General features: G+C 55.2%; 17 protein-coding genes. 10 read left to right on the forward strand and 7 right to left on the reverse strand.

Annotated elements, in window-relative coordinates:
* The first annotated feature begins 46 nt into the window (after positions 1-46).
* Positions 47-952: a LysR family transcriptional regulator gene (locus ACOTXD_RS05375; RefSeq protein WP_045896110.1), complete on the forward strand. Its 906-nt coding sequence runs from the start codon at positions 47-49 to the stop codon at positions 950-952.
* Here ACOTXD_RS05375 and fumA read toward each other — a convergent pair.
* Together fumA and ACOTXD_RS05385 are read right to left on the reverse strand one after the other, a co-directional pair.
* Positions 941-2590, reverse strand: coding sequence for a class I fumarate hydratase FumA (fumA, locus tag ACOTXD_RS05380; protein ID WP_063132158.1), 1650 nt, complete (start codon positions 2588-2590; stop codon positions 941-943). The genes ACOTXD_RS05375 and fumA overlap by 12 nt on opposite strands.
* Before the next feature lie 52 nt (positions 2591-2642).
* A complete protein-coding gene (locus ACOTXD_RS05385) occupies positions 2643-4151 on the reverse strand; it encodes an anion permease (RefSeq protein WP_421766381.1) in 1509 nt (502 codons plus the stop codon).
* Between the two features lie 609 nt (positions 4152-4760).
* Between ACOTXD_RS05385 and ACOTXD_RS05390 the strand changes: the two genes are divergently transcribed.
* Together ACOTXD_RS05390 and ACOTXD_RS05395 are read left to right on the forward strand one after the other, a co-directional pair.
* On the forward strand, positions 4761-7541 hold the full coding sequence (locus ACOTXD_RS05390; protein ID WP_061856571.1) for a flavocytochrome c: 2781 nt from the start codon (positions 4761-4763) through the stop codon (positions 7539-7541).
* Between the two features lie 58 nt (positions 7542-7599).
* Positions 7600-8562: an FAD:protein FMN transferase gene (locus ACOTXD_RS05395; protein ID WP_032609600.1), complete on the forward strand. Its 963-nt coding sequence runs from the start codon at positions 7600-7602 to the stop codon at positions 8560-8562.
* On the opposite strand, the gene dcuR is transcribed toward ACOTXD_RS05395, so the two are convergent.
* Positions 8543-9262, reverse strand: a complete 720-nt coding sequence (gene dcuR / locus ACOTXD_RS05400) for a two-component system response regulator DcuR (RefSeq protein WP_032609598.1) — start codon at positions 9260-9262, stop codon at positions 8543-8545. The genes ACOTXD_RS05395 and dcuR overlap by 20 nt on opposite strands.
* On the reverse strand, positions 9259-10875 hold the full coding sequence (locus tag ACOTXD_RS05405) for a sensor histidine kinase (protein ID WP_032659246.1): 1617 nt from the start codon (positions 10873-10875) through the stop codon (positions 9259-9261). Before ACOTXD_RS05405 ends, dcuR begins: the two co-directional genes overlap by 4 nt.
* A gap of 153 nt (positions 10876-11028) precedes the next feature.
* On the opposite strand from ACOTXD_RS05405, the gene ACOTXD_RS05410 reads away from it, so the two are divergent.
* Positions 11029-11892: an N-acetylmuramic acid 6-phosphate etherase gene (locus ACOTXD_RS05410; RefSeq protein WP_045330355.1), complete on the forward strand. Its 864-nt coding sequence runs from the start codon at positions 11029-11031 to the stop codon at positions 11890-11892.
* Between the two features lie 54 nt (positions 11893-11946).
* Here the strand turns inward: ACOTXD_RS05410 and ompC are convergent, their stop codons facing one another.
* On the reverse strand, positions 11947-13113 hold the full coding sequence (ompC, locus tag ACOTXD_RS05415; protein ID WP_061856570.1) for a porin OmpC: 1167 nt from the start codon (positions 13111-13113) through the stop codon (positions 11947-11949).
* Positions 13114-13397: 284 nt separating this feature from the next.
* Between ompC and ACOTXD_RS05420 the strand changes: the two genes are divergently transcribed.
* Genes ACOTXD_RS05420 through ACOTXD_RS05430 form a run of 3 tightly spaced genes read left to right on the forward strand, consistent with a single transcriptional unit; the run spans position 13398 to position 16048 of the window.
* The gene (locus ACOTXD_RS05420) at positions 13398-14099 is read left to right on the forward strand and encodes a phosphohydrolase (RefSeq protein ID WP_061856569.1); all 702 of its coding nucleotides are present in this window, start codon (positions 13398-13400) and stop codon (positions 14097-14099) included.
* A 43-nt stretch (positions 14100-14142) separates the two neighbouring features.
* A complete protein-coding gene (locus ACOTXD_RS05425; protein ID WP_057979973.1) occupies positions 14143-15576 on the forward strand; it encodes a DNA cytosine methyltransferase in 1434 nt (477 codons plus the stop codon).
* Positions 15557-16048, forward strand: coding sequence for a very short patch repair endonuclease (locus tag ACOTXD_RS05430; RefSeq protein WP_003859567.1), 492 nt, complete (start codon positions 15557-15559; stop codon positions 16046-16048). Before ACOTXD_RS05425 ends, ACOTXD_RS05430 begins: the two co-directional genes overlap by 20 nt.
* On the opposite strand, the gene yedA is transcribed toward ACOTXD_RS05430, so the two are convergent.
* Positions 16020-16934 carry a drug/metabolite exporter YedA gene (yedA, locus tag ACOTXD_RS05435; RefSeq protein ID WP_003859569.1) on the reverse strand — a complete coding sequence of 305 codons (915 nt, stop codon included), beginning with the start codon at positions 16932-16934 and terminating at the stop codon, positions 16020-16022. The two genes, ACOTXD_RS05430 and yedA, sit on opposite strands and share 29 nt — an antisense overlap.
* Positions 16935-17112: 178 nt before the next feature.
* Between yedA and ACOTXD_RS05440 the strand changes: the two genes are divergently transcribed.
* The 3 genes from ACOTXD_RS05440 (at position 17113) to dgcQ (ending at position 20069) form a co-directional block, all read left to right on the forward strand.
* Positions 17113-18024 carry a DUF808 domain-containing protein gene (locus ACOTXD_RS05440; RefSeq protein WP_003859571.1) on the forward strand — a complete coding sequence of 304 codons (912 nt, stop codon included), beginning with the start codon at positions 17113-17115 and terminating at the stop codon, positions 18022-18024.
* A gap of 77 nt (positions 18025-18101) precedes the next feature.
* Entirely contained in the window at positions 18102-18284 is a 183-nt protein-coding gene (locus tag ACOTXD_RS05445) for a YodC family protein (protein WP_003859574.1), read from the forward strand.
* 84 nt (positions 18285-18368) lie between these two features.
* The gene (gene dgcQ / locus ACOTXD_RS05450; protein ID WP_061856568.1) at positions 18369-20069 is read left to right on the forward strand and encodes a cellulose biosynthesis regulator diguanylate cyclase DgcQ; all 1701 of its coding nucleotides are present in this window, start codon (positions 18369-18371) and stop codon (positions 20067-20069) included.
* Here the strand turns inward: dgcQ and ACOTXD_RS05455 are convergent.
* Positions 20054-20854 (reverse strand): mannosyl-3-phosphoglycerate phosphatase-related protein, encoded by an 801-nt coding sequence (locus ACOTXD_RS05455; protein ID WP_003859579.1) that lies wholly within the window; start codon positions 20852-20854, stop codon positions 20054-20056. The genes dgcQ and ACOTXD_RS05455 overlap by 16 nt on opposite strands.
* Positions 20855-21135: the final 281 nt, after the last annotated feature.

Raw genomic sequence — 21135 nt, forward strand, 5'->3', positions numbered from 1 at the left:
TATAATAAAAAACGCGTTATGGGGGAAAATCCCCCGGAAAAATCGCGTGGAGAATGACGTGGCATCACTGATCTATTCCTTTGCCCAGCTTGAGGCGTTCACCGCCGTCGCTGAGCACGGCAGCCTGATGAAGGCGGCCAGTAAACTCGGCAAAGATCGTACAACCCTGCGGGATCTGATCGATTTCCTTGAGGATGGGCTGGGCTACGCGCTGTTCCTGCGGGAGGGGCGTAGCCTGCGCCTGACGCCGGAGGGGGAGCAGCTTCAGCGGCAGGCGCACCTGCTGATGCGGCAGGTCAAAGCGTTTGAGGCGTTTGCCCGTACGGTGTCGGACAACGCGACGCAGGACATTGCCCTCGTTTACGATCCGTTCACCCCAAGAGCTTTTTTACAGGCGCTGATTGCCACACTGGCGACGAAAAAGATCCGCCTGAGCCTGACCAGCGCATCGCGCGATGAGGCGGAAGCCATGCTGGCGAGCGGTCAGGCCGATCTGGGCATCTGCCAGGCGCGCAACCGCAGCGTGGGCAATGAGATGGAGTGGCGGGCGCTGGGGGCGATCGAAATGGATTTTTACGCCGCAACGGCGCTTTTTGCGGAGGTTGCGTCGCCGGTGTCGCTGCTCGCTCTCTCTCTGGTTCCACAGGTGGTTATGCATGCCGCGTCAGACGAGCCGGTTGCCCGTCGCCTGCAAATTTCAGGGCACACGCTTTTCACTAACGAACTGGAGATGCTGCGCGGCCTGCTGGAGCAGGGCTGCGGCTGGGGATTTTTGCCGACCCATCTTCACGCAACGCAGTGGAAAAACGTAAAAAGGCTGCCCACCGAAGTGGGCAGCCAGGGGATAAGCCAGACGATGGTCACCATCTGGAAGCCGGGCAGTGACAAGCGCGGGTTGATCAACGATACGCTGTCGCAGCTTCCGGCGTTATGGAAACGCTCAGCGCTGTGAGCACCCTTTGCACTGTTTATTCTGGATCTGCTGGAAGAAGTCGTTGCCTTTGTCATCCACCAGGATAAACGCCGGGAAGTTCTCCACTTCAATTTTCCAGATGGCTTCCATTCCCAGTTCAGGATACGCCACGCACTCCAGACTCTTGATGCTGTTTTGCGCCAGTACCGCCGCAGGGCCACCGATGCTGCCGAGGTAGAAGCCGCCGTGCTTATGGCAGGCGTCGGTGACCTGCTGGCCGCGGTTACCTTTGGCCAGCATGATCATGCTCGCACCGTTGGATTGCAGTAAGTCTACGTAGGAGTCCATACGCCCGGCGGTGGTTGGGCCTAAGGAGCCAGACGCGTAACCTTCTGGCGTTTTCGCCGGGCCTGCATAGTAAATCGGGTGATCTTTAACGTACTGCGGCAGTTCTTCCCCGTTGTCGAGCAGCTCTTTCAGCTTCGCATGGGCGATGTCACGCGCCACGATGATGGTGCCGCTCAGCGACAGGCGGGTGGATACCGGGTGCGCGGAAAGCTGCGCCAGAATGTCGGGCATCGGCTTGTTCAGATCAATGCTTACCACGTCGCCTTCTCCCTGCTGGCGCAGGGATTCAGGAATATACTGGCCCGGATTGTGCTCCAGCTTCTCAATCCAGATCCCCTCGCGGTTAATCTTCGCCTTGATGTTGCGGTCAGCGGAGCAGGAGACGCCCATGCCGATCGGGCAGGAGGCGCCGTGGCGCGGCAGACGGATCACGCGAATATCGTGCGCGAAGTATTTCCCGCCAAACTGCGCGCCCAGGCCGAGGTTTTGCGCTTCCTGAAGCAGTTCCTGCTCGAGCTGGACGTCGCGGAACGCCTGGCCGTGCGCGTTGCCTTCGGTTGGCAGGCCATCGTAGTAGCGCGCAGAGGCGAGCTTGACGGTTTTCAGCGTGGCTTCCGCAGAGGTGCCGCCGATAACGAAGGCGATATGGTAAGGCGGGCAGGCCGCGGTGCCCAGGGTCCGCATCTTCTCAACCAGATAATTTTTCAGCTTCGCCGGGGTGATCAGCGCTTTGGTTTCCTGATACAGATAAGTTTTGTTGGCGGAACCGCCGCCTTTCGCCATGCACAGGAATTTATACTCGTCACCATCAACGCTGTAGAGGTCGATCTGCGCGGGCAGGTTGGTGCCGGTATTCACCTCTTTATACATATCCAGCGCCGCATTCTGCGAGTAGCGCAGGTTGTCTTCAATATAGGTGTTATACACGCCCTGACTCAGCGCCGCTTCGTCGCCGCCGCCGGTCCAGACGCGCTGGCCTTTCTTACCCATAATGATTGCCGTACCGGTATCCTGACAGGTGGGCAGCACGCCTTTCGCCGCAATTTCGGAGTTGCGCAGGAATTGCAGGGCAACGTACTTATCGTTCTGGCTGGCTTCCGGATCGTTAAGAATGGCGGCAACCTGCTTCTGATGAGACGGACGCAGCATAAACGCGGCGTCGTGGAAAGCCTGCTGCGCCAGCAGGGTCAGGGCTTCCGGCTCCACTTTCAGCACTTCCTGACCATCGAACTCGGCAACGGAGACATGCTCTTTGGTCAGCAGATAGTATTCGGTGTCGTCATGCGCGAGAGGGAAGGGGTTCTGGTAAATAAAGGGTTTGTTTGACATAGCTTGCTCCACAAAAATAAAACCGCCGGAGGATATGTCCGGCGGTCAGGAATCAGAACATCATGGACATCCACGGGTAGCCATTCAGCAGCAGGGCCGCCAGGAAGATGGCGCCGAAGATGGTGCCGAGGCGCCAGTAGTCTTTGGTTGGCAGGTAACCGCTACCGTAGTAAATCGGGCTTGGACCCGTACCGTAGGGGGTGATGATCCCCATCACGCCCAGAGAGGTCACCATCAGCAGGACGAACACTTCCATATTCATGCCCGGAATGGTGGAGGCGATGGTCAGCATCGCCGGCAGCAGCGCCGTGGTGTGCGCGGTGGTGCTGGCAAACAGGTAGTGCAGCAGGTAGAACGCCAGCAGCAGCACGATGGTGGCGACACCCGGAGAGATACCGCTCATCAGCAGGCCGCCTTCTTTACCCAGCCAGCTGATAAAACCGGTGGAGGAGAGGCCATCCGCCAGCGCCACCAGGGTGGCGAACCAGACGAAGGTGTTCCAGGCGGCTTTGTTGCCGGTGATGTCGTTCCACTCCAGCACGCCGGTCCACAGCATCAGGCCGACGATGAGCAGGGCAGCCATCGCGGGCTCAATCCATGCGGCGGCGAAGATCCACATCAGCAGCGCACAGCACACGAACACCAGCAGCAGGATCTCATTGCGCGACAGTTTGCCCAGTTTTTCCAGTTCACGGGTCGCCCATAACGGTACTTCGTTGTTTACCTTCACTTCCGGCGGGTAGAACCAGTAAGCCAGCAGCGGCATGGTCAGGATCAGCAGAATACCCAGCGGCAGGAAGGCGAGGAACCAGGTCCCCCAGGAGATATCAATTCCGACCGTGCTTTTTACCAGCGCCAGCGCCAGCAGGTTAGGTGCCAGAGCGGAAAGGAACATCGAGCTGGTGATACAGGCCGCGGTAATTGCCACCCACATCAGATACGAACCGATTTTGCGCGCGCTTGGGTCGTTGGGTTTTGAACCGTACAGCGGCGGCAGGTTGGCGATGATCGGGTAGATGGTCCCACCGCTGCGCGCGGTATTGGACGGGGTAAACGGGGCCAGCAGCAGGTCCGCAAACGTAATGGCGTAACCGAGCGTCAGGCTGCGACGGCCCAGGTACTTCACCAGAATCAGCGCCAGGCGGCGACCGAAGCGGGTTTTGTCGTAGCCCGCAGCAAACATAAAGGCACCGAAGATCAGCCACACGGTGGAGTTACCAAACCCGCTGACCGCCCATTTAAAGGAGGCGCCCGCCAGCTTGAATTTTGGGTCAGCCAGCTGTTCCGGGCTAAAGAGCACCCACTGGCTGCACAGCGCAATCGCCACGACGCCGGTAAGACCGATCACGGCGCCCGGCAGCGGTTCGAAAATTAACCCGACGATGACGCCGACAAAGATGGCGAAGTAGTGCCACGCATAAGGCGGCAGCCCGTCCGGAACGGGAACAAACAACAGCAGGACGGCAACAATGACGGGCAGGGCCATCATCAGCAGGCGTTTTGCTGTTCCATTTGATGCCAGATTCGCCGCAGGAGGCGTTACAGCAGTTTTTGTTTTCATAGTTTCACGTCTTAAGTTGTCAAAAATTCGTCGTACAGCGAAAACACAAATTCGATTGCTTTATTCGTTTTGCTTTTTTTAGTTATTTAAGGTGCGTTTTTGTGTTTTCAGTAATAGCGATTTAACGCATTTTTGTTTGCGCCAAATAAAAAATGATGATGTTTTTATATTGCTCTTTTGAATGCCATAACTATTGATCACGATCAAAAAAACGGAACTGAATGGCTATTTTTATATTTTTTATAATAACCACTCTGAGTAGTGTGGTTATTCGCTGATTTTACGCATTTTATGTATCAAAACTATAACATTTAAATTTTGGTGCTTTTGCTTGTTGTTGTTTTATTTGGTTTTTTGATAGTTGTGGTGTATTGGTTTGACCTTTTGTGATTTAACTTTTTTTAAATTATTGTGAACGAGTGAAACATTCCCGCTAACACCAATGTGTTATTAATGTTATCGAAGGGATTAAATAGTTTATTAACTAACGTAATGGCTTTAGAAACTAAAAAAAGCTTTATATTACTATCATGACATCGGCAAAAGACACGAAATAAAAAAATCATCCCGATAACGAATTCTTAATTTTTAAAGTTTGGAGTTTCTATTATGAGCACTAACGAACGTATTTTAAGCCCCTTCACATTACCGAATGGTACTGAACTGAAAAACCGTTTGTTAATGGCCCCGATGACAACCTGTACCGGTTATTACGATGGCACCGTGACCAGCGAGCTGGTGGAGTACTACCGCGCCCGCGCGGGCAGCATCGGCACCATCATCGTTGAGTGCTGTTTTGTTGACGATCTCGGCCTGGCGTTCCCGGGCGCAATTGGCATTGATAACGACGAGAAAATCGCCGGGCTGGCAAAAATCGCTGACGCCATCAAGTCAAAAGGCTCCAAAGCCGTGCTGCAAATCTACCACGGCGGCCGTATGGTCGACCCAAAACTGATCGGCGGTCGCACGCCGGTTGGCCCAAGCGCCGTTGCCGCGCCGCGTGACGGTGCCGCCACGCCGGTTGCCCTGACCGCGGAAGAGGTGGAAGGCATGATCGGCAAGTTTGGCGAAGCCGTGCGCCGCGCAATTCAGGCCGGGTTCGACGGCGTCGAAATCCACGGGGCGAATACCTATCTGATCCAGCAGTTCTTCTCCCCGAACTCCAACCAGCGCGACGACGAGTGGGGCGGCAGCCGCGAAAACCGCGCGAAATTCCCGCTGGCGGTGCTGGACATTACCCACAAGATGGTGCGCCAGTGCGCGGACGACGCGTTTATCATTGGCTACCGTTTCTCTCCGGAAGAGCTGGAAGTCCCGGGCATTCGCTTCGAAGATACCCTGTATCTGCTGGAAAAACTGGCCGCGCGCGGGGTGGATTATCTCCACTTTTCCCTTGGCGCCGCCCTGCGTCCTTCTATCGTCGATACTCAGGACCCGACGCCACTTATCGAAAAATACTGCGCCATGCGCTCAGACACGCTGGCTCAGGTACCGGTGATGGGCGTTGGCGGCGTGGTGAATGCCACGGATGTGAATGAAGCGCTGGATCACGGTTACGACCTGATTGCCGTTGGTCGTGCCACCATCGCCTATCCGGACTGGACCGATCGCATCGCGGCGGGCGAAAGCCTGGAGCTGTTTATGGACAGTACCCGACGCGAAGAACTTAGCATCCCGGAACCGCTGTGGCGCTTCTCGCTGGTGGAAGCGATGATCCGCGACATGAGCATGGGCGAATCTAAATTCAAACCGGGCACCTTTATTGAAAAAGTGCAGGACGATGCTAACGAACTGGTGATTAACGTCAGCCTCGAAACCGATCGTATTGCCGATATCGAACTGGCCTCCGGCCCGAGTGAAGACGTCGAGTTTGTCACCAGCTTCGAAGAGATCCGTACCCGAATTCTTGATGCCAACACTCCGCACGTGGATGCTATCACCGGCGCGACCAGCCAAAGCGAGGCGGTGAAAAAAGCGGTCTCGAAGGCGATGCTGAAATCCAGCAAAGCGCTGGCGGCAGAAGAGGGCGCTGACCCGAATGAGACTAAAAGCGTGGACGTGGTGGTGGTCGGCAGCGGCGGCGCCGGTCTGGCGGCGGCGATTCAGGCTCACGACGAAGGCGCGAGCGTGCTGATCGTTGAGAAAATGCCGACTATTGGCGGGAACACCATTAAAGCCTCTGCCGGGATGAACGCGGCGGAGACCCGCTTCCAGCGCGTGAAGGGCATTCAGGACAGCAAAGAGCTGTTCTACCAGGAAAGCCTGAAAGGCGGTGGCAATAAGAACAACCCTGAACTGTTGCGTCGCTTTGTCGAGAACGCGCCGCAGGCTATCGAATGGCTGGCCACGCGCGGCATTATGCTGAACGACATCACCACCACCGGCGGGATGAGCATCGACCGTACGCACCGTCCGAAAGACGGTTCCGCAGTGGGCGGGTATCTGATCAGCGGCCTGGTGCGTAACGTCAACAAGCGCAACATCGAGGTGATGCTGGATACCTCCGTGAGCGACATCATTTTCGAAAATGGCGAAGTGACCGGCGTGCGTCTGACCACCGAAGAGAACGAAACCCTCACCGTGGCAACCAAAAGCGTGATTGTGGCAACGGGCGGCTTCAGCGCCAACAGCCAGATGGTGGTGAAATACCGTCCGGATCTTGCAGGGTTCGTTACCACTAACCACAAAGGGGCGACCGGGGGCGGTATCGCGCTGCTGGAGCGTATCGGTGCGGGCACAGTGGATATGGGCGAAATTCAGATCCACCCAACCGTTGAGCAGAAAACGTCGTATCTGATTTCCGAATCCATCCGCGGCGGCGGGGCGATTCTGGTCAATCAACAGGGGAACCGATTCTTTAACGAAATGGAGACCCGCGATAAAGTCTCGGCGTCAATCATCGCGCTGCCGGAGAAATACGCTTACATCGTCTTTGACGAGCATGTTCGCGTCAAAAATAAAGCCGCGGATGAGTACATCGCGAAAGGGTTTGTTACCAGCGCCAGCTCGCCAAAAGCCCTGGCGGAAGCGCTGGGGATGGATCACCACCAGTTCCTGGCAACGCTGGAACGCTACAACGTCTTTGTGGAGAAACAGCACGATGACGACTTTGGACGTACCACCGCGCTGCGTGCGCCAATCAACGAAGGGCCGTTCTACGCCATTCAGATTGCACCAGGGGTTCACCACACCATGGGCGGCGTGACCATCAATACCGATACCTGCGTGCTGGACAGCAACCACAACGTATTGCCGGGAGCGTTTGCTGCGGGTGAGGTTGTCGGGGGCATCCACGGCGGTAACCGCATCGGCGGTAATGCGGTGGCAGATATCATTATTTTTGGTACGCTTGCAGGACATCAGGCGGCTATGCGTTCGAAAACACGGTAAGGCTCCTGTTTCCCCGGCGGCGCGGTGCCTGCCGGGGCTACACCTGAGGACTCATGCAATGCCTGATAGCCATCGCGTTTACAGCTACTCCGCCGTTCTGATGGGCTCGCCCATCCTCCTGAAACTCTTTTCCCATGACGAAGCGCTTGCCTCCCGCGTGTTTCGCCTGATCAAACAGTACGAAGATCTGCTCACCGTTAACCGTGCGCACTCCCAGGTAATGGACATCAACCATGCGGCTGGTCAGCATCCGGTTGCCGTCAGTCGTCCGGTGTTTGAGCTGATCCGCTGCGCGAAAGCGGCAAGCCTGCTTAAAGACAGCGCCTTTAACCTGGCGATCGGCCCGCTGGTGAAATGCTGGAAAATTGGCTTTAAGGGGGACGCGGTACCGCCCGCGGACGAGATCGCCGCCTTGATGGGCATCACGGATCCTGCGGACGTGGTGCTGGATGAAGCCAATAGCAGCGTGTTTCTTACTCGCCAGGGAATGGAGATCGATCTGGGTGCTATTGCTAAAGGCTATATCGCCGACAGGGTGCGGGATCACCTGCATAAAGAGGGCGTTGAACTTGGGCTGATCAACCTTGGCGGCAACGTCCAGACGTTAGGTTCGCCGGAGGGCGGCTGGCGCGTCGGCCTGAAAAAACCGTTCGCCGGTGACGCACTGATTGGCGCTATGACGGTAGAGAACCGGTCGGTGGTAACGTCAGGCACCTATGAGCGCTATTTCGAGCAGAACGGCAAACGTTATCACCACATACTTGACCCGCGCACCGGCTACCCGCTGGATAACGAACTGGACAGCGTGACGATTATTTCGCCAGACTCTCTCGACGGCGATATCTGGACCACGCTGATCTACGGCATGGGTGTGGAAAAGGGCTGCGCCGCGCTGCGTTCGCGCCCCGATATTGAAGCCATTTTTGTCACCAAAACAAAAGAAGTGGTGATCTCCTCGATGCACCACTTCCGTTTTACCCTTCTGGACGACAGCTACCGAATTACTGGCAGTACTGTTTGAGCAGTCCGACCTGTTCCGGCTGCAAACGGTAGCGATATACCGGTCGGCCGGTAGCGCCGTAATGAATGCTGGTGAACAGGATATTAATTTGCGCCAGCCAGATCAGGTATTTGCGGCAGGAGACGCGGGAAATGTTGACCGCATTCGCCAGATCGTCGGTGGAAAATTCTATCTCCGGATGGCTGTCGATCCACTGGCAAATGGTGCGCAGCGTCTGCGGCGTTAGGCCTTTCGGTAATTTTTTGCTGTCAGCCAGCTCCGGCGCGCCGCCGTGGATCAGCCTGTCGACGTCGGCCTGTTCATAATACTGATGCGATCCCATCAGGTTGCGCTTTGCCTTCCAGCCGTTCAGCGCCTCTTCAAAACGCGGGAACTGGAACGGTTTAATCAGGTAATCCACCACGCCATAGTGCATGGACGTCTGGATTGTTGCGGCGTCGGAGGCCGACGAGATCATGATGACGTCAATCGGGCGGCCCGACGCGCGAATGATGGGCAGCAGATCCAGCCCGTTATCCTGCTGCATATAGACATCCAGCAGCACCAGATCGATCGGCTGGCCTGGGTTGGCGATCAACGCCTCGGCCTGGTTGAGCGTGGAAGCGACGCCGCAGCAGCTAAAACCCTCAACGCGGTTAACATACAGACGGTTGAGGTCGGCTACCATGGCGTCATCATCGACAATTAACACATTTATCACGCGATATTCCTCTCGCTATCCCAGGGGATCTGAACAAAAAATTGGGTAAATACGCCAGGTTCAGACTCGACGGTAATATCTCCGCCCAGATTCTGGATCTGCTGACGCGCAAGGAACAGCCCAACGCCGCGGTTTTCACCTTTTGTTGAGTAGCCCTTTGTAAAAATAGCCTCCAGCCGCTCGGGATCAATACCGGGACCGTCATCGCTGACCTCACCGCTCAGCCAGCCGTTCTGATAATGCAGCAGCAGGCCGATCTCGCCTTCCGGCTGGCCTTCCATCGCATCCAGGGCATTTTCGATTAAATTGCCCAGCACGGTGATCAGCACCGCAACCTGCTCTTCATTGGCGGTGTCAGGAAGCTGACTCTCCTCCGCCAGCGTCAGGGTCACTCCAGCCTCTTTGGCGCGGTTAATTTTACCCAGCAGGAAACCCGCAATGACCGGCGATTTAACTTTGCGCTGTATCGCGCCGATATCCGTCTGATAATTCTGCGCGGTCTGGATGATGTACTCCTCCAGCTTATCGTAGCGCTTCATGTGCAGCAGGCCGAGGATCACGTGCAGCTTGTTCATAAACTCATGCGTATGGGAGCGCAGGGCATCAACATAGTTGACCATGCCATCGATACGCTGCATTAACTGGCTGATTTCGGTCTTATCGCGGAAGGTGCTGATTGCCCCGATCACCTGATTCTGGCTTTTCACGGGGACCATGTTGCACAGCAGTAGCCGTCCGTTACAGCCGATCTCCTGATCTTGGCGAGCAATGCCGGTTTTCGCCACTTCCCGCAGGCTGGCCAGCAGTGGTTCGCCGCTGCTCTCGGAGTGCTCACCCGAGCTCAGGAGCAAAATCTCTCTGGCGGTGTGGTTAATCATCGTCACGCGCCCGTGCATATCCACGGCCATCACGCCTTCGCGCAGGGACTGCAACATGGCCTGGCGCTGCTCAAAGAGGGCTGAGATCTCGTAAGGCTCCAGCCCAAATAGGATACGCTTCAGCACCCGGACCAGACCCCATATCGCCACCGAGCTCATCAGAACGCTGAATAAGATGGTCCACACGGCGTTGAGCCGCCCGCGGGCAATCTGATCTTCAACTTTATTCAGCGAAATACCCACCACCACCACGCCGATCTGGTCGTGCTGGTCGTCATACACGGGGGTAAAGACGCGCAGCGCTTCCGCGAGCGCACCGCGGTTAACGGAGACGTTCTCTTTCCCTTCCAGGGCGGGCGTCAGATCGTCGCCAATAAAATGCAAACCTAACAGCGCTTCGTTTGGATGGGAATAGCGGATCCCACGCAGGTCGGTGACCACGGTAAACAGCAAGTCGTTGCGCTTCGTCACCGCCTCGGCTATCGGCTGGATGATGCCAGCCTGCGGCGATTCCATCAGGCCACGCTTGATCTCCGGGCTGTCGGCCAGCGTCCGGGCGATACCCAGCGCGGTATCTTTCACGTCATCGCGCGTGGCGCGGGTGATCTGCACAGAGTAGAGCGCGAAGACCACCAGCAGCACCGAGCCGATAATCGCGCACACCATCAGCGTAACCAGCGTATTCAGCTTCATAGGGCGCTTGCGCGTCGGGGGGAAGGGCTGCAAATCGCTCATTAACACTCCGCGATGAAAAAGAAAGGGCTAATTATCGCTGATGACGGGCGTTTCATAAAGCCATGTAAAGAGAGGCGTTTCGTGAGCCTCCTCTCAGGTGACCTATATAAAACACTTTATAGTGTGTGGGTACTCATAATAAGGAGGCAGTTTATGAGCATTATGCTTACCGGTACGGCCAGGGAAAGACGGCACGCCAGCACGATGAACATCGACAGATTATCGACGCTGGATATGCTTAACGTCATACACCAGGATGACGCGCAAATCTCTTCTGCACTTACCCCACACTTAAGTATGCTGGCCCGCGTGGTGGATAACGCGGCGGCGACGCTTAGCCACGGCGGACGTCTGGTGCTGACCGGCGCGGGCGCGTCCGGACGCATGGCTGAGCAGGCGGCAGAAGCGTTTGCGCCGGGCAAACACCCCGTCATTGCGTTAACAGCAGGTGATAACGCCGGAAGCTACGCGCGCGGCGTTGCCGACCTTCAGACGATAGAATTTGGCGAGCATGACATGATGCTGGCGCTGTCCGTCAGCGGCAAAACGCCATGGGTTTGGGGCGCGATGCGTCATGCGTGGTCTCTGGGCTCAACGGTTGCGCTCATTACTGAGGATGCGCAAAGTGAAGCGGCGCAGCTGGCGAGTATGGTCATTGCTCCCGATCTGGGCGCGGATGTGGTGGCCGGGTATACCAACGCTAAAGCAGGCATTGCGCAAAGCATGATCCTGCATATGATCACCACCGGTCTGGCGGTACGGACAGGACGGGTGTACAGCAACCTGCGCGTTGATCTGGAGGCAAGCAACACCAGATGGGCCGAACGACAAATTGCCATTGTGATGGAAGCGGGGGGATGTAGCCGGGCGCAGGCGAAGGCCGCGCTGGAAAGCTGTAACCACCAGTGCAAAACGGCGGTACTGATGGTGCTGACGGGTCTGAATGCCTGGAAAGCGCATGAATTGCTGGCGCAGAATAACGGGTTTGTTCGCCTGGCCTTGCAGGAAGCGCCATAACATTTCAGCGTCAAATAAAAAAGCCCGCGTTGCGGGCTTTGCTATTTATGGGGATCAGAACTGGTAGATCATACCGATGCCAACGATGTCATCGGTAGCAATACCGTTGTCATTGTAGAAGGCATCATCTTCGTCCAGCAGGTTGATTTTATAATCAACGTAGGTGGAGAAGTTCTTGTTGAAGCTGTAGGTCATGCCCACGTCGATATAGTTAACCAGATCCTGGTCAACATAGTCATAACCATTGCCTGGATGATAATCGTTACCACCCAAATCGATGCCTTTAGAATAGACCCACGCCAGGGATGGACGCAGACCGAAGTCAAACTGGTACTGTGCTACGGCTTCAAAGTTCTGGGTTTTGTTGGCGATGCCATCGTTGCCGTACGGAGTCATGTTACGGGTTTCCGCATACATCATGGCCAGATAGACATCATTAGCATCGTATTTAGCGCCGATTGTCCACGCTTCCGCACGTTCACCGCCAGCATATTTGCTGAAGCGGTTATAGGTGCCAGCGCCGTAAGCGACCTGGTCGTTAGTACGGTCAGAGGAAGAATAAGCCGCACCCAGCGTCAGGCCGAAATCGAAGTCATAGGTGGTAGACATACCGAAGCCGTCGCCGTTCTGGAAACGAACATCATCATGACCGTTTTTGGTGCCTTCCTGATTTTCGTTTGCGTTAGCACCTTCGTTAGCACCCTGGTATTGCAGCGCAAAGTTCAGGCTGTCGACCAGACCGAAGAAGTCATTATTACGGTAGGTCGCCACACCGTTAGTACGGCCAACCATATAGTTGTCGGTCCAGGTATAGGAGTCGCCACCAAATACCGGCAGCATATCTGTCCAGGCTTCAACGTCATACACGACGCCGTAATTACGGCCATAATCGAATGAGCCATATTCGCCGTATTTCAGGCCAGCAAAGGCCAGACGGTTAAAAGAGGTGTCGCCTGCGCCTTCGGTATCGTTAGCGTAGGTTTTATATTCCCACTGGCCGTAACCTGTCAGGTCGTTCGTGATCTGCGTTTCGCCTTTGAAACCCACCTGTACATAGGTTTCATCGCCGTCGTCGCCTGGGTTGTCGGAGAAGGTATGACGCGCATCAACCTTACCGTACAGGTCAACTTTGTTGCCGTTTTTGTTATACATTTCCGCTGCATTTGCTGCGCCAGCCATTAATAACGCGGGTACGAGAATTGCCAGAACTTTTCTTTTCATTATATATTCCCTTTAAATATAAATTGTCTGAATATATGTAATTACCCTCCGTAACTACATGGCTGATACTATTCTATGGATTATTGTTTAGGTTCAAAAATAAATGTAATTAAACTGGTAAAAATATTACAAAATATTTCTTTTTATCTCTTTATTTTTCATGTGAATTAATTAATTGAAAATATAGCGGGTAATTATTATTAAGTATTTCGTAATTCTATTTATTAAAGATTTTGATTCGGATGTATTATAATTCACTCTCTTTTGAGCAACAGGATGGGATGATGGAACTTGCGCAGTGGCAGCACCGTTATGAGCGCTGGCTATACGAAAATCATTTTACTGATGATGCGGCGCACGATATCGCCCATTTTCGCCGCGTCTGGATGACGGCGCAGGGTATTATGGCTGACGAGGATAGCGATCCGCTGGTTGTGTTGACCGCATGCTACTTCCATGACATTGTCAGCCTGCCGAAAAATCACCCGGAACGTAGCCACTCCTCGCGGCTGGCAGCGCGAAAAACGCGCGAGATCCTCAGTCGCGACTTTCCTGATTTTCCGCCGGATCGTTATGCAGCCGTTGAGCATGCTATTGAAGCGCACAGCTTCAGTGCCGGTATCGCGCCGCAAAGCCTGGAGGCCAAAATTGTGCAGGATGCCGACCGGCTGGAGGCGTTAGGCGCTATCGGCCTGGCGCGCGTCTTTGCCGTCTCCGGTGCGCTGGGCGCCGCGCTGTTTGATGCCGACGACCCGTTCGCCGGAACACGAGCGCTGGATGATAAAGCCTTCGCGCTCGACCACTTTCAGACCAAACTCCTGCGCCTGCCGGACACTATGCAAACCGCGCGGGGGCGCAAACTTGCGCGTCACAATGCCGATTTTCTGATCCAGTTTATGGCGAAGCTGAGTGCCGAATTACAGGGCGATTACCTCGGAACCGACAGCCAGATATTGACCCATTTCCGTCGCAGTGTGCGATCCTGAACTGTGGTACTCTGTTTTCTGTCTTTATTGTCCGGTTAAGAGAATGCAGGAAAATCGATCAGTGACTGTGCCCGCGCCTGAGCGGGTTGAGAAATCAACGGCAGCCGTGCAGGCACTCCTGCGTCAGCTGCTGGAAATGTATGATGCTAAAACGCTGGCAAACCAGCTGGTGGCCCATGGCGAGAGTCACTGGAGCCCGGCGATACTCAAGCGGTTGCTGATAAGCGACAGGGCAGGGCACCGCCTGAGCGACGGCGAGTTCCGTTATCTGCGCAACCTGCTGCCGCGTCCTCCTGCTGCGCATCCGAATTATGCCTTTCGCTTTATCGATCTCTTTGCCGGTATCGGCGGCATTCGCCATGGCTTTGAAGCTATTGGCGGGCAGTGTGTGTTCACCAGTGAATGGAATAAACATGCCGTCCGTACCTATAAAGCCAACTGGTATTGCGACCCCGACGCGCACCAGTTCAACGCGGATATTCGTGATGTCACGCTGAGCCACAAAACTGGCGTCAGCGATGAAGAGGCCGCCGAACACATTCGCAATACCATTCCGGCGCACGATGTGCTGCTGGCAGGCTTTCCGTGTCAGCCGTTCTCGCTGGCTGGCGTGTCGAAAAAGAACGCGCTGGGACGCGCACACGGCTTTGCCTGTGATACGCAGGGCACACTGTTTTTTGACGTTGCCCGGATTATTGATGCCCGCCGCCCGGCAATTTTTGTGCTGGAGAACGTCAAGAATTTAAAGAGTCATGACGGCGGAAAAACCTTCCGCATTATCATGCAAACGCTGGATGAACTGGGTTACGACGTGGCGGATGCAGAGGATATGGGGCCGGACGATCCGAAAATTATCGACGGCAAACACTTCCTGCCACAGCACCGCGAACGCATCGTGCTGGTGGGTTTCCGCCGCGATCTCAATCTAAAAGGCGATTTTACGCTGCGTGATTTGCCTTCGCTGTATCCGGCGCGCCGCCCGACGGTGGCCGATCTGCTGGAGCCGGCCGTCGATGCGAAATTCATTCTGACCCCGGTGCTGTGGAAATACCTCTATCGCTATGCCAAAAAGCATCAGGCCAAAGGCAATGGCTTTGGGTTTGGCATGGTCAATCCGCTTAATCCTGACAGCGTGACGCGTACGCTGTCGGCGCGCTATTACAAAGATGGCGCGGAAATTCTTATCGATCGGGGCTGGGATAAGGCGCTGGGCGAAAAAGATTTCGACGATCCACAAAACCAACAGCACCGACCGCGGCGCTTAACGCCGCGCGAGTGCGCTCGCTTAATGGGCTTTGAGACGCCGCAGGGCTACAGTTTTCGCATCCCCGTGTCGGACACCCAGGCCTATCGTCAGTTTGGCAACTCGGTGGTAGTGCCCGCCTTTGCCGCCGTAGCTAAACTGCTGGCCTCACGTATCAGCAAGGCCGTTCAGCTTCGTCAGAGTGAGGCCGTCAATGGCGGACGTTCACAATAAGGCCACGCGCAGTAAAAACATGCGTGCCATCGGCACGCGTGATACCGCGATCGAAAAACGGATCGCGGGCCTCCTGACCGCCGTCGGGTTTGAATTCAGGGTTCAGGATGCCACGCTTGCCGGGCGTCCTGATTTCGTCATCGACGCGTACCAGTGCATCATCTTTACCCACGGCTGTTTCTGGCATCATCATGACTGCTATCTGTTTAAAGTCCCGGCGACACGCACCGACTTCTGGCTGGACAAAATTGGCAGGAACGTCGAGCGTGATAAACGCGATGTTTCGCAGCTTTACGCTCAGGGCTGGCGGGTGATGATTGTCTGGGAGTGCGCGCTGCGCGGAAGAATGAAGCTGAATGACGTGGAACTGACGGAGCGGCTGGAAGAGTGGATCTGCGGCGGCGGTCAGGCCGCGCAGATCGATACCCAGGGCATTCACCCGATCACGGTTTCTCCACCTCACACGTCGTAACAATCGGTTTCGCGGGCAGCAAATATTTACCCAGCGTGACCAGCACCACGGCAAAGACAATCACGCCCAGCGCCAGCCATTCAATCGTCGACAGCACTTCGCCCGCAAAACCGGTACCCAGCAGCACGGCCACCACCGGGTTAACGTAGGCGTAGCTGGTGGCAACCGCCGGTGAGACGTTGCGGATCAGGTACATATAGGCGTTAATGGCGATAATGGAGCCAAACAGCGCCAGATACCCGACGGCCAGGAAACCTGAAAGGTCTGGCATCGCCGTCAGTTTTTCACCCGTCAACGCGGAGGCCATCAGCAGCACAATGCCTGCCGCGAGCATCTCAATGGCACCCGCCATCATCCCGGAAGGCAGCTCGATGCGGGAACCGTAGACCGAGCCGAAGGCCCAGCTCATGGAGCCGATCATGATCAGAACGGCAGCCCAGGGGTTCCCGCTCAGGTTACCGCCGCTGTTCAGCAGGATGATACCCACAAGCCCAATCGCGATGCCCAGCCATTCGAGCTTACGGGTGCGGATCCCGAAGAGACGACTAAAGCAGAGCGTAAACAGCGGCACGGTCGCGACGACCACGGCGGCGATGCCCGACGGTACGTTCTGGTGCTCGGCGACGGTTACCGCGCCATTGCCCACCGCCAGCAGCAGCAGGCCAATCAGGGCGGCGTTAAGCAAGGGACGCAGCGGCGGTAGCCTGTGGCCGCGTAGCAATAAAAATGCCATCAGCAGCACGCCGGCCGTAAGGAAACGAATACCGGCCATCATCAGCGGGGGCCAGCTTTCCACGCCTATACGAATGACAAAATAGGTGGATCCCCAGATGATATAAAGAGAAAAGAGTGCTCCAATGAGCGGTAATAAATGCCGAAAACGCATAGTCCCTCACGACGAAATAAAAAGTTCGCTCATAGTTAACGCCAAAACTATCGGGCTGGCGAGTGCTTTAATTGTGTAGTTAATGTGAAATTTTTGTTGACGTGAGGTGCCTGTTTCCGGGCGGTGAGTTTTGTTCCATACTATTCACTTAATTAGCAAAAAAAGAAGGATAGAGATTTTGGCAGGAAGTAGCTTATTAACATTGCTGGATGATATCGCCACCTTGCTGGATGACATTTCGGTTATGGGAAAACTGGCGGCGAAAAAAACCGCCGGGGTACTGGGAGATGATTTGTCGTTGAACGCGCAGCAGGTCAGCGGCGTGCGGGCGAACCGTGAGTTGCCGGTGGTGTGGGGCGTAGCGAAAGGGTCCTTTATTAACAAGGTGATCCTCGTTCCGCTGGCGTTGCTGATTAGCGCCTTTATACCCTGGGCCATTACGCCCCTGCTGATGATTGGCGGGGCGTTCCTGTGCTTCGAGGGTGCCGAAAAAGTGTTGCATATGTTCGCTGCACGCAAAGAGAAAGACACCCCGGAAATGCGCCAGCAGCGTCTGGAAGCGCTGGCCGCGCAGGATCCAAAAACGTTCGAGCGCGATAAGGTCAAAGGCGCGATCCGTACTGACTTCATCCTCTCGGCCGAAATTGTGGCGATTACGCTGGGGATCGTCTCAGAAGCCCCTCTGATGAACCAGGTGCTGATCCTGTCCGGCATTGCGATCCTCGTGACGATAGGGGTTTATGGTCTGGTCGGGCTGATCGTCAAGCTGGACGATATCGGATTCTGGCTGGAAAAAAAATCCAGCGCAATTGCGCGCGGCATCGGGAAAAGCCTGCTGGTGGTAGCGCCGTGGCTGATGAAAACCTTATCCGTGGTGGGAACCCTGGCAATGTTCCTGGTCGGCGGCGGAATTATCGTGCACGGTGTTGCTTCGCTGCATCACATGATTGAACATTTTGCGTCAGGCCAGGGAGCGGTAGTCGCTGCGATCCTGCCCACACTGCTTAACCTCGTGCTGGGCTTTATCGTCGGTCTGATTGTGGTAGCCGTTGTTAAGCTGGTTGAAAAAGTACGCGGGAAATCGCATTAATTATTGCTGACCCCGGGTGCAAAAAGACTATTCCTCGTCTAAATTGAAAACGTTTCACCCTGATACAGGAGGCAGGTATGGTCTTTTTGATCAGTGATGAAGTTAAGCCTAAAAATGGTGGTCCAGGCATGATCGTCACCGGGTATTCCAGCGGAATGGTGGAGTGTCGGTGGCATGATGGATACGGCATTAAGCGGGAGGCTTTTCGTGAAGACGAGCTTCAGCCTGCTAATAAAAGGCAAAAACGCGACAAGGCTTAATCACACAACGCCCGGCCTTGCCGGGCGTTTTTACTGGCAGAAGACTTATCATATCGGATGGTGAGCGACAATCAGGGAGTGTGTGTGCAGCACGATACCTTTGTTGTAAAACAATCTTTTTTGCAGTGGCTGCATAAGCGTAGCAATCCCAGTTTGATTGTTAACCTCTGTTTTATCGTTGTCCTGATTTTTTCCACTCTCCTGACCTGGCGCGAAGTTGTGGTACTGGAAGATGCTTATATCTCCAGCCAGCGTAACCATCTGGAAACGGTTGCCAGTGCGCTGGACAGACAGCTTCAGTTCAGCGTCGATAAAATGCTGTTTTTTCGCCACAGCATGCATGATGCGCTGGAAACGCCGCTGGCGTTTGGCGCGCTGCATGATGCGGTAAAGCGTTTTGCGCATTTGCGCACGTCTCCCACCTGGCAAATTGCGGTTGATAAACGGCGCACATTACCGATCAACGGTGTTTCGGATGCCTTCGTTGAAAAGACCACTCTTCTGAACCGTGATGATGAGTACCTTGATAATGAATTGTCCGCGGCGCTTGAAGTGGGGTATTTACTGCGTCTGGCATCCAGCCCTTCCCGCAACGAAGAGCGCGTGATTTATGTCTCTCGCGCCGGATTCTTTCTGGAAACGGATACGCCGGGAAATTCCAGCGATATCGTGCAGCGCTATTATCATCTGGTCACTCAGCCCTGGTTTACCCAACAGTCCGAGCGTGAAAACCGTGCGCGTGCCGTGCGCTGGTTTATCTCGCCGCCTTCCTCTTTTGTGGGCAAAAAGCCGCTGATTACCGCCAGCGTGCCGGTTTATTACCATCACGTCTGGTATGGCGTGGTGGCGATGGATTTCACCTTTGCCACCCTGCGTCGCCTGCTGGTGGAAGCCGTGGGCGATAACCCGGAAGGGGAATACCAGCTGTATGACAGCCGGCTTACCCTGCTTGCGACATCTGAGTCACCTGCTGTGGACGTTAATCATTTTGACGCGCGCGAATTAGCCCAGATAGCGCACGCGATAGAATCGGATTCCGAAGGCGGCATTCGTCTGGGGAGTCGTTTTGTCAGTTGGGAGCGTCTTGACCATTTTGATGGCGTCATCCTGCGCGTGCACACCCTGGATGAAGGGGTGCGCGGCGATTTCGGTAGCATCAGCATTGTGCTGGCATTGCTTTGGGCGCTGTTCACCGCGATGCTGCTCATCTCATGGCTGGTGATCCGGCGCATGGTCAGTAATATGTATTCGATGCAGAACTCGCTGCAATGGCAGGCCTGGCATGACCCTCTGACCCGGCTGAATAATCGTGGATCGCTGTTTGATCAGGCGAAAATACTGGCGAAGCAGTGTGAACAGCAGTCGCTGCCTTTCTCGGTCATTCAGATCGATCTTGACTGCTTCAAGAGTATCAATGATCGGTTCGGGCATCAGGCGGGTGATAAGGTGTTGTCCCATGCCGCGGGGCTGATTGCCAGCACCTTCCGTGATAAAGATATTGCCGGACGTGTCGGGGGGGAAGAGTTCTGTGTGGTGCTGCCCGGCATGACGCTTGAAGAGGCGGCGGAAGTCGCAGAGCAGATCCGCGAGCGTATCGACAGCAAAGAGATCCTGATTAAGAAAAGTACCACCCTGCGCGTGAGTGCGTCGTTTGGCGTCTCTGGTGCGCAGGAGAAGGGCAATTATCACTTCGAAAATCTGCAATCCACCGCCGATGCGCGTCTGTATGAGGCGAAACAGCGCGGGCGTAACCGGGTCATCTGGCAAGATCACCTCAAAAAGTAATCAAGTCCCTCGCACCAGCCGGTCGGCCCGGTGTGCTGAGTGTGATAAACCCGGGCTGGATCGTTGTTTATAAGGCTGATACCCTCCCGGTTGAAGCCTTTCACCACCACGGCGAAGCCTACGCTGTCCAGCAGCGGGGCATCATTGGGGCCGTCGCCCAGGCCCAGCGTCGTCGGTTCGTAGCCCTCGTGCAGGCGATACTGGTCCACAAGCCAGTGAACCGCCACGTCTTTGCCGCAGCAGGTGTCCAGAATATGCCAGAAGCGTGCACCCTGGACGATCTTCAGCCGCTGCCGGGCGAGTTCGGCGGCAAAGTATCTCATTTGTTCATCACTGTCACGCCAGATCAGCGTCACGGAAGCCTCGTGCTTGCGCGCAAGCACCGAACGGGGACGGCTCAGCCCGGTCCATTCGGCGACTACGTGCTCGTCCACATCATCGAAGGTGGTGAATTTCAGATGCATCTCCTGGCGTACCCGGGCAATACACTGCCGGATATCGTCATGCTTCTTTTCTGAGATGAACCGTGCGGCGTTTTCCCACCGTACGTCAGGCTGGATCACCGCGCCGTTTTCCGCAATGTAGGGCAGCCCGCCAAGCCCCAGTTCCTGCTGGATGTCATCCATCTCGGACGCGGTTTTGCTGCTGCACAGAATGACCGGTATCTGTTCATCCATTAATTTTTCCAGCCACGGGGCCGCAGGCTGCCAGTCAAGGGTGTGAAAATCCAACAGCGTGCCGTCGAGGTCGGTAAAGACAAGAAGAGTCTCCTCAAGCGAAGGCATAATGTCTCCCGGATGATGCTTTTTCCTAAGAAAAATCTTAAAAAAAATAGGCATTGAAGCGCCGTTTAAGTGCAAACGATCCCGACAAACCCACACGCGGCGCAGGTTTATACTCATAACCAAAATTCACATGTATAAAATATAATATTCGCTAAGAGAATATATGCTTGTAAGACAATTCTGTTGGGGATAATGTCTTACCTGCATCAGATTTCCTGGTGTAACGAATTTACAAGTGCTTCTTGCATAAGCAAGTTTGATCCCGGTCATCCCCATGACCG

The organism is Enterobacter cloacae complex sp. CDL013 (assembly GCF_049238805.1).
GTDB lineage: Bacteria > Pseudomonadota > Gammaproteobacteria > Enterobacterales > Enterobacteriaceae > Enterobacter > Enterobacter hormaechei_C.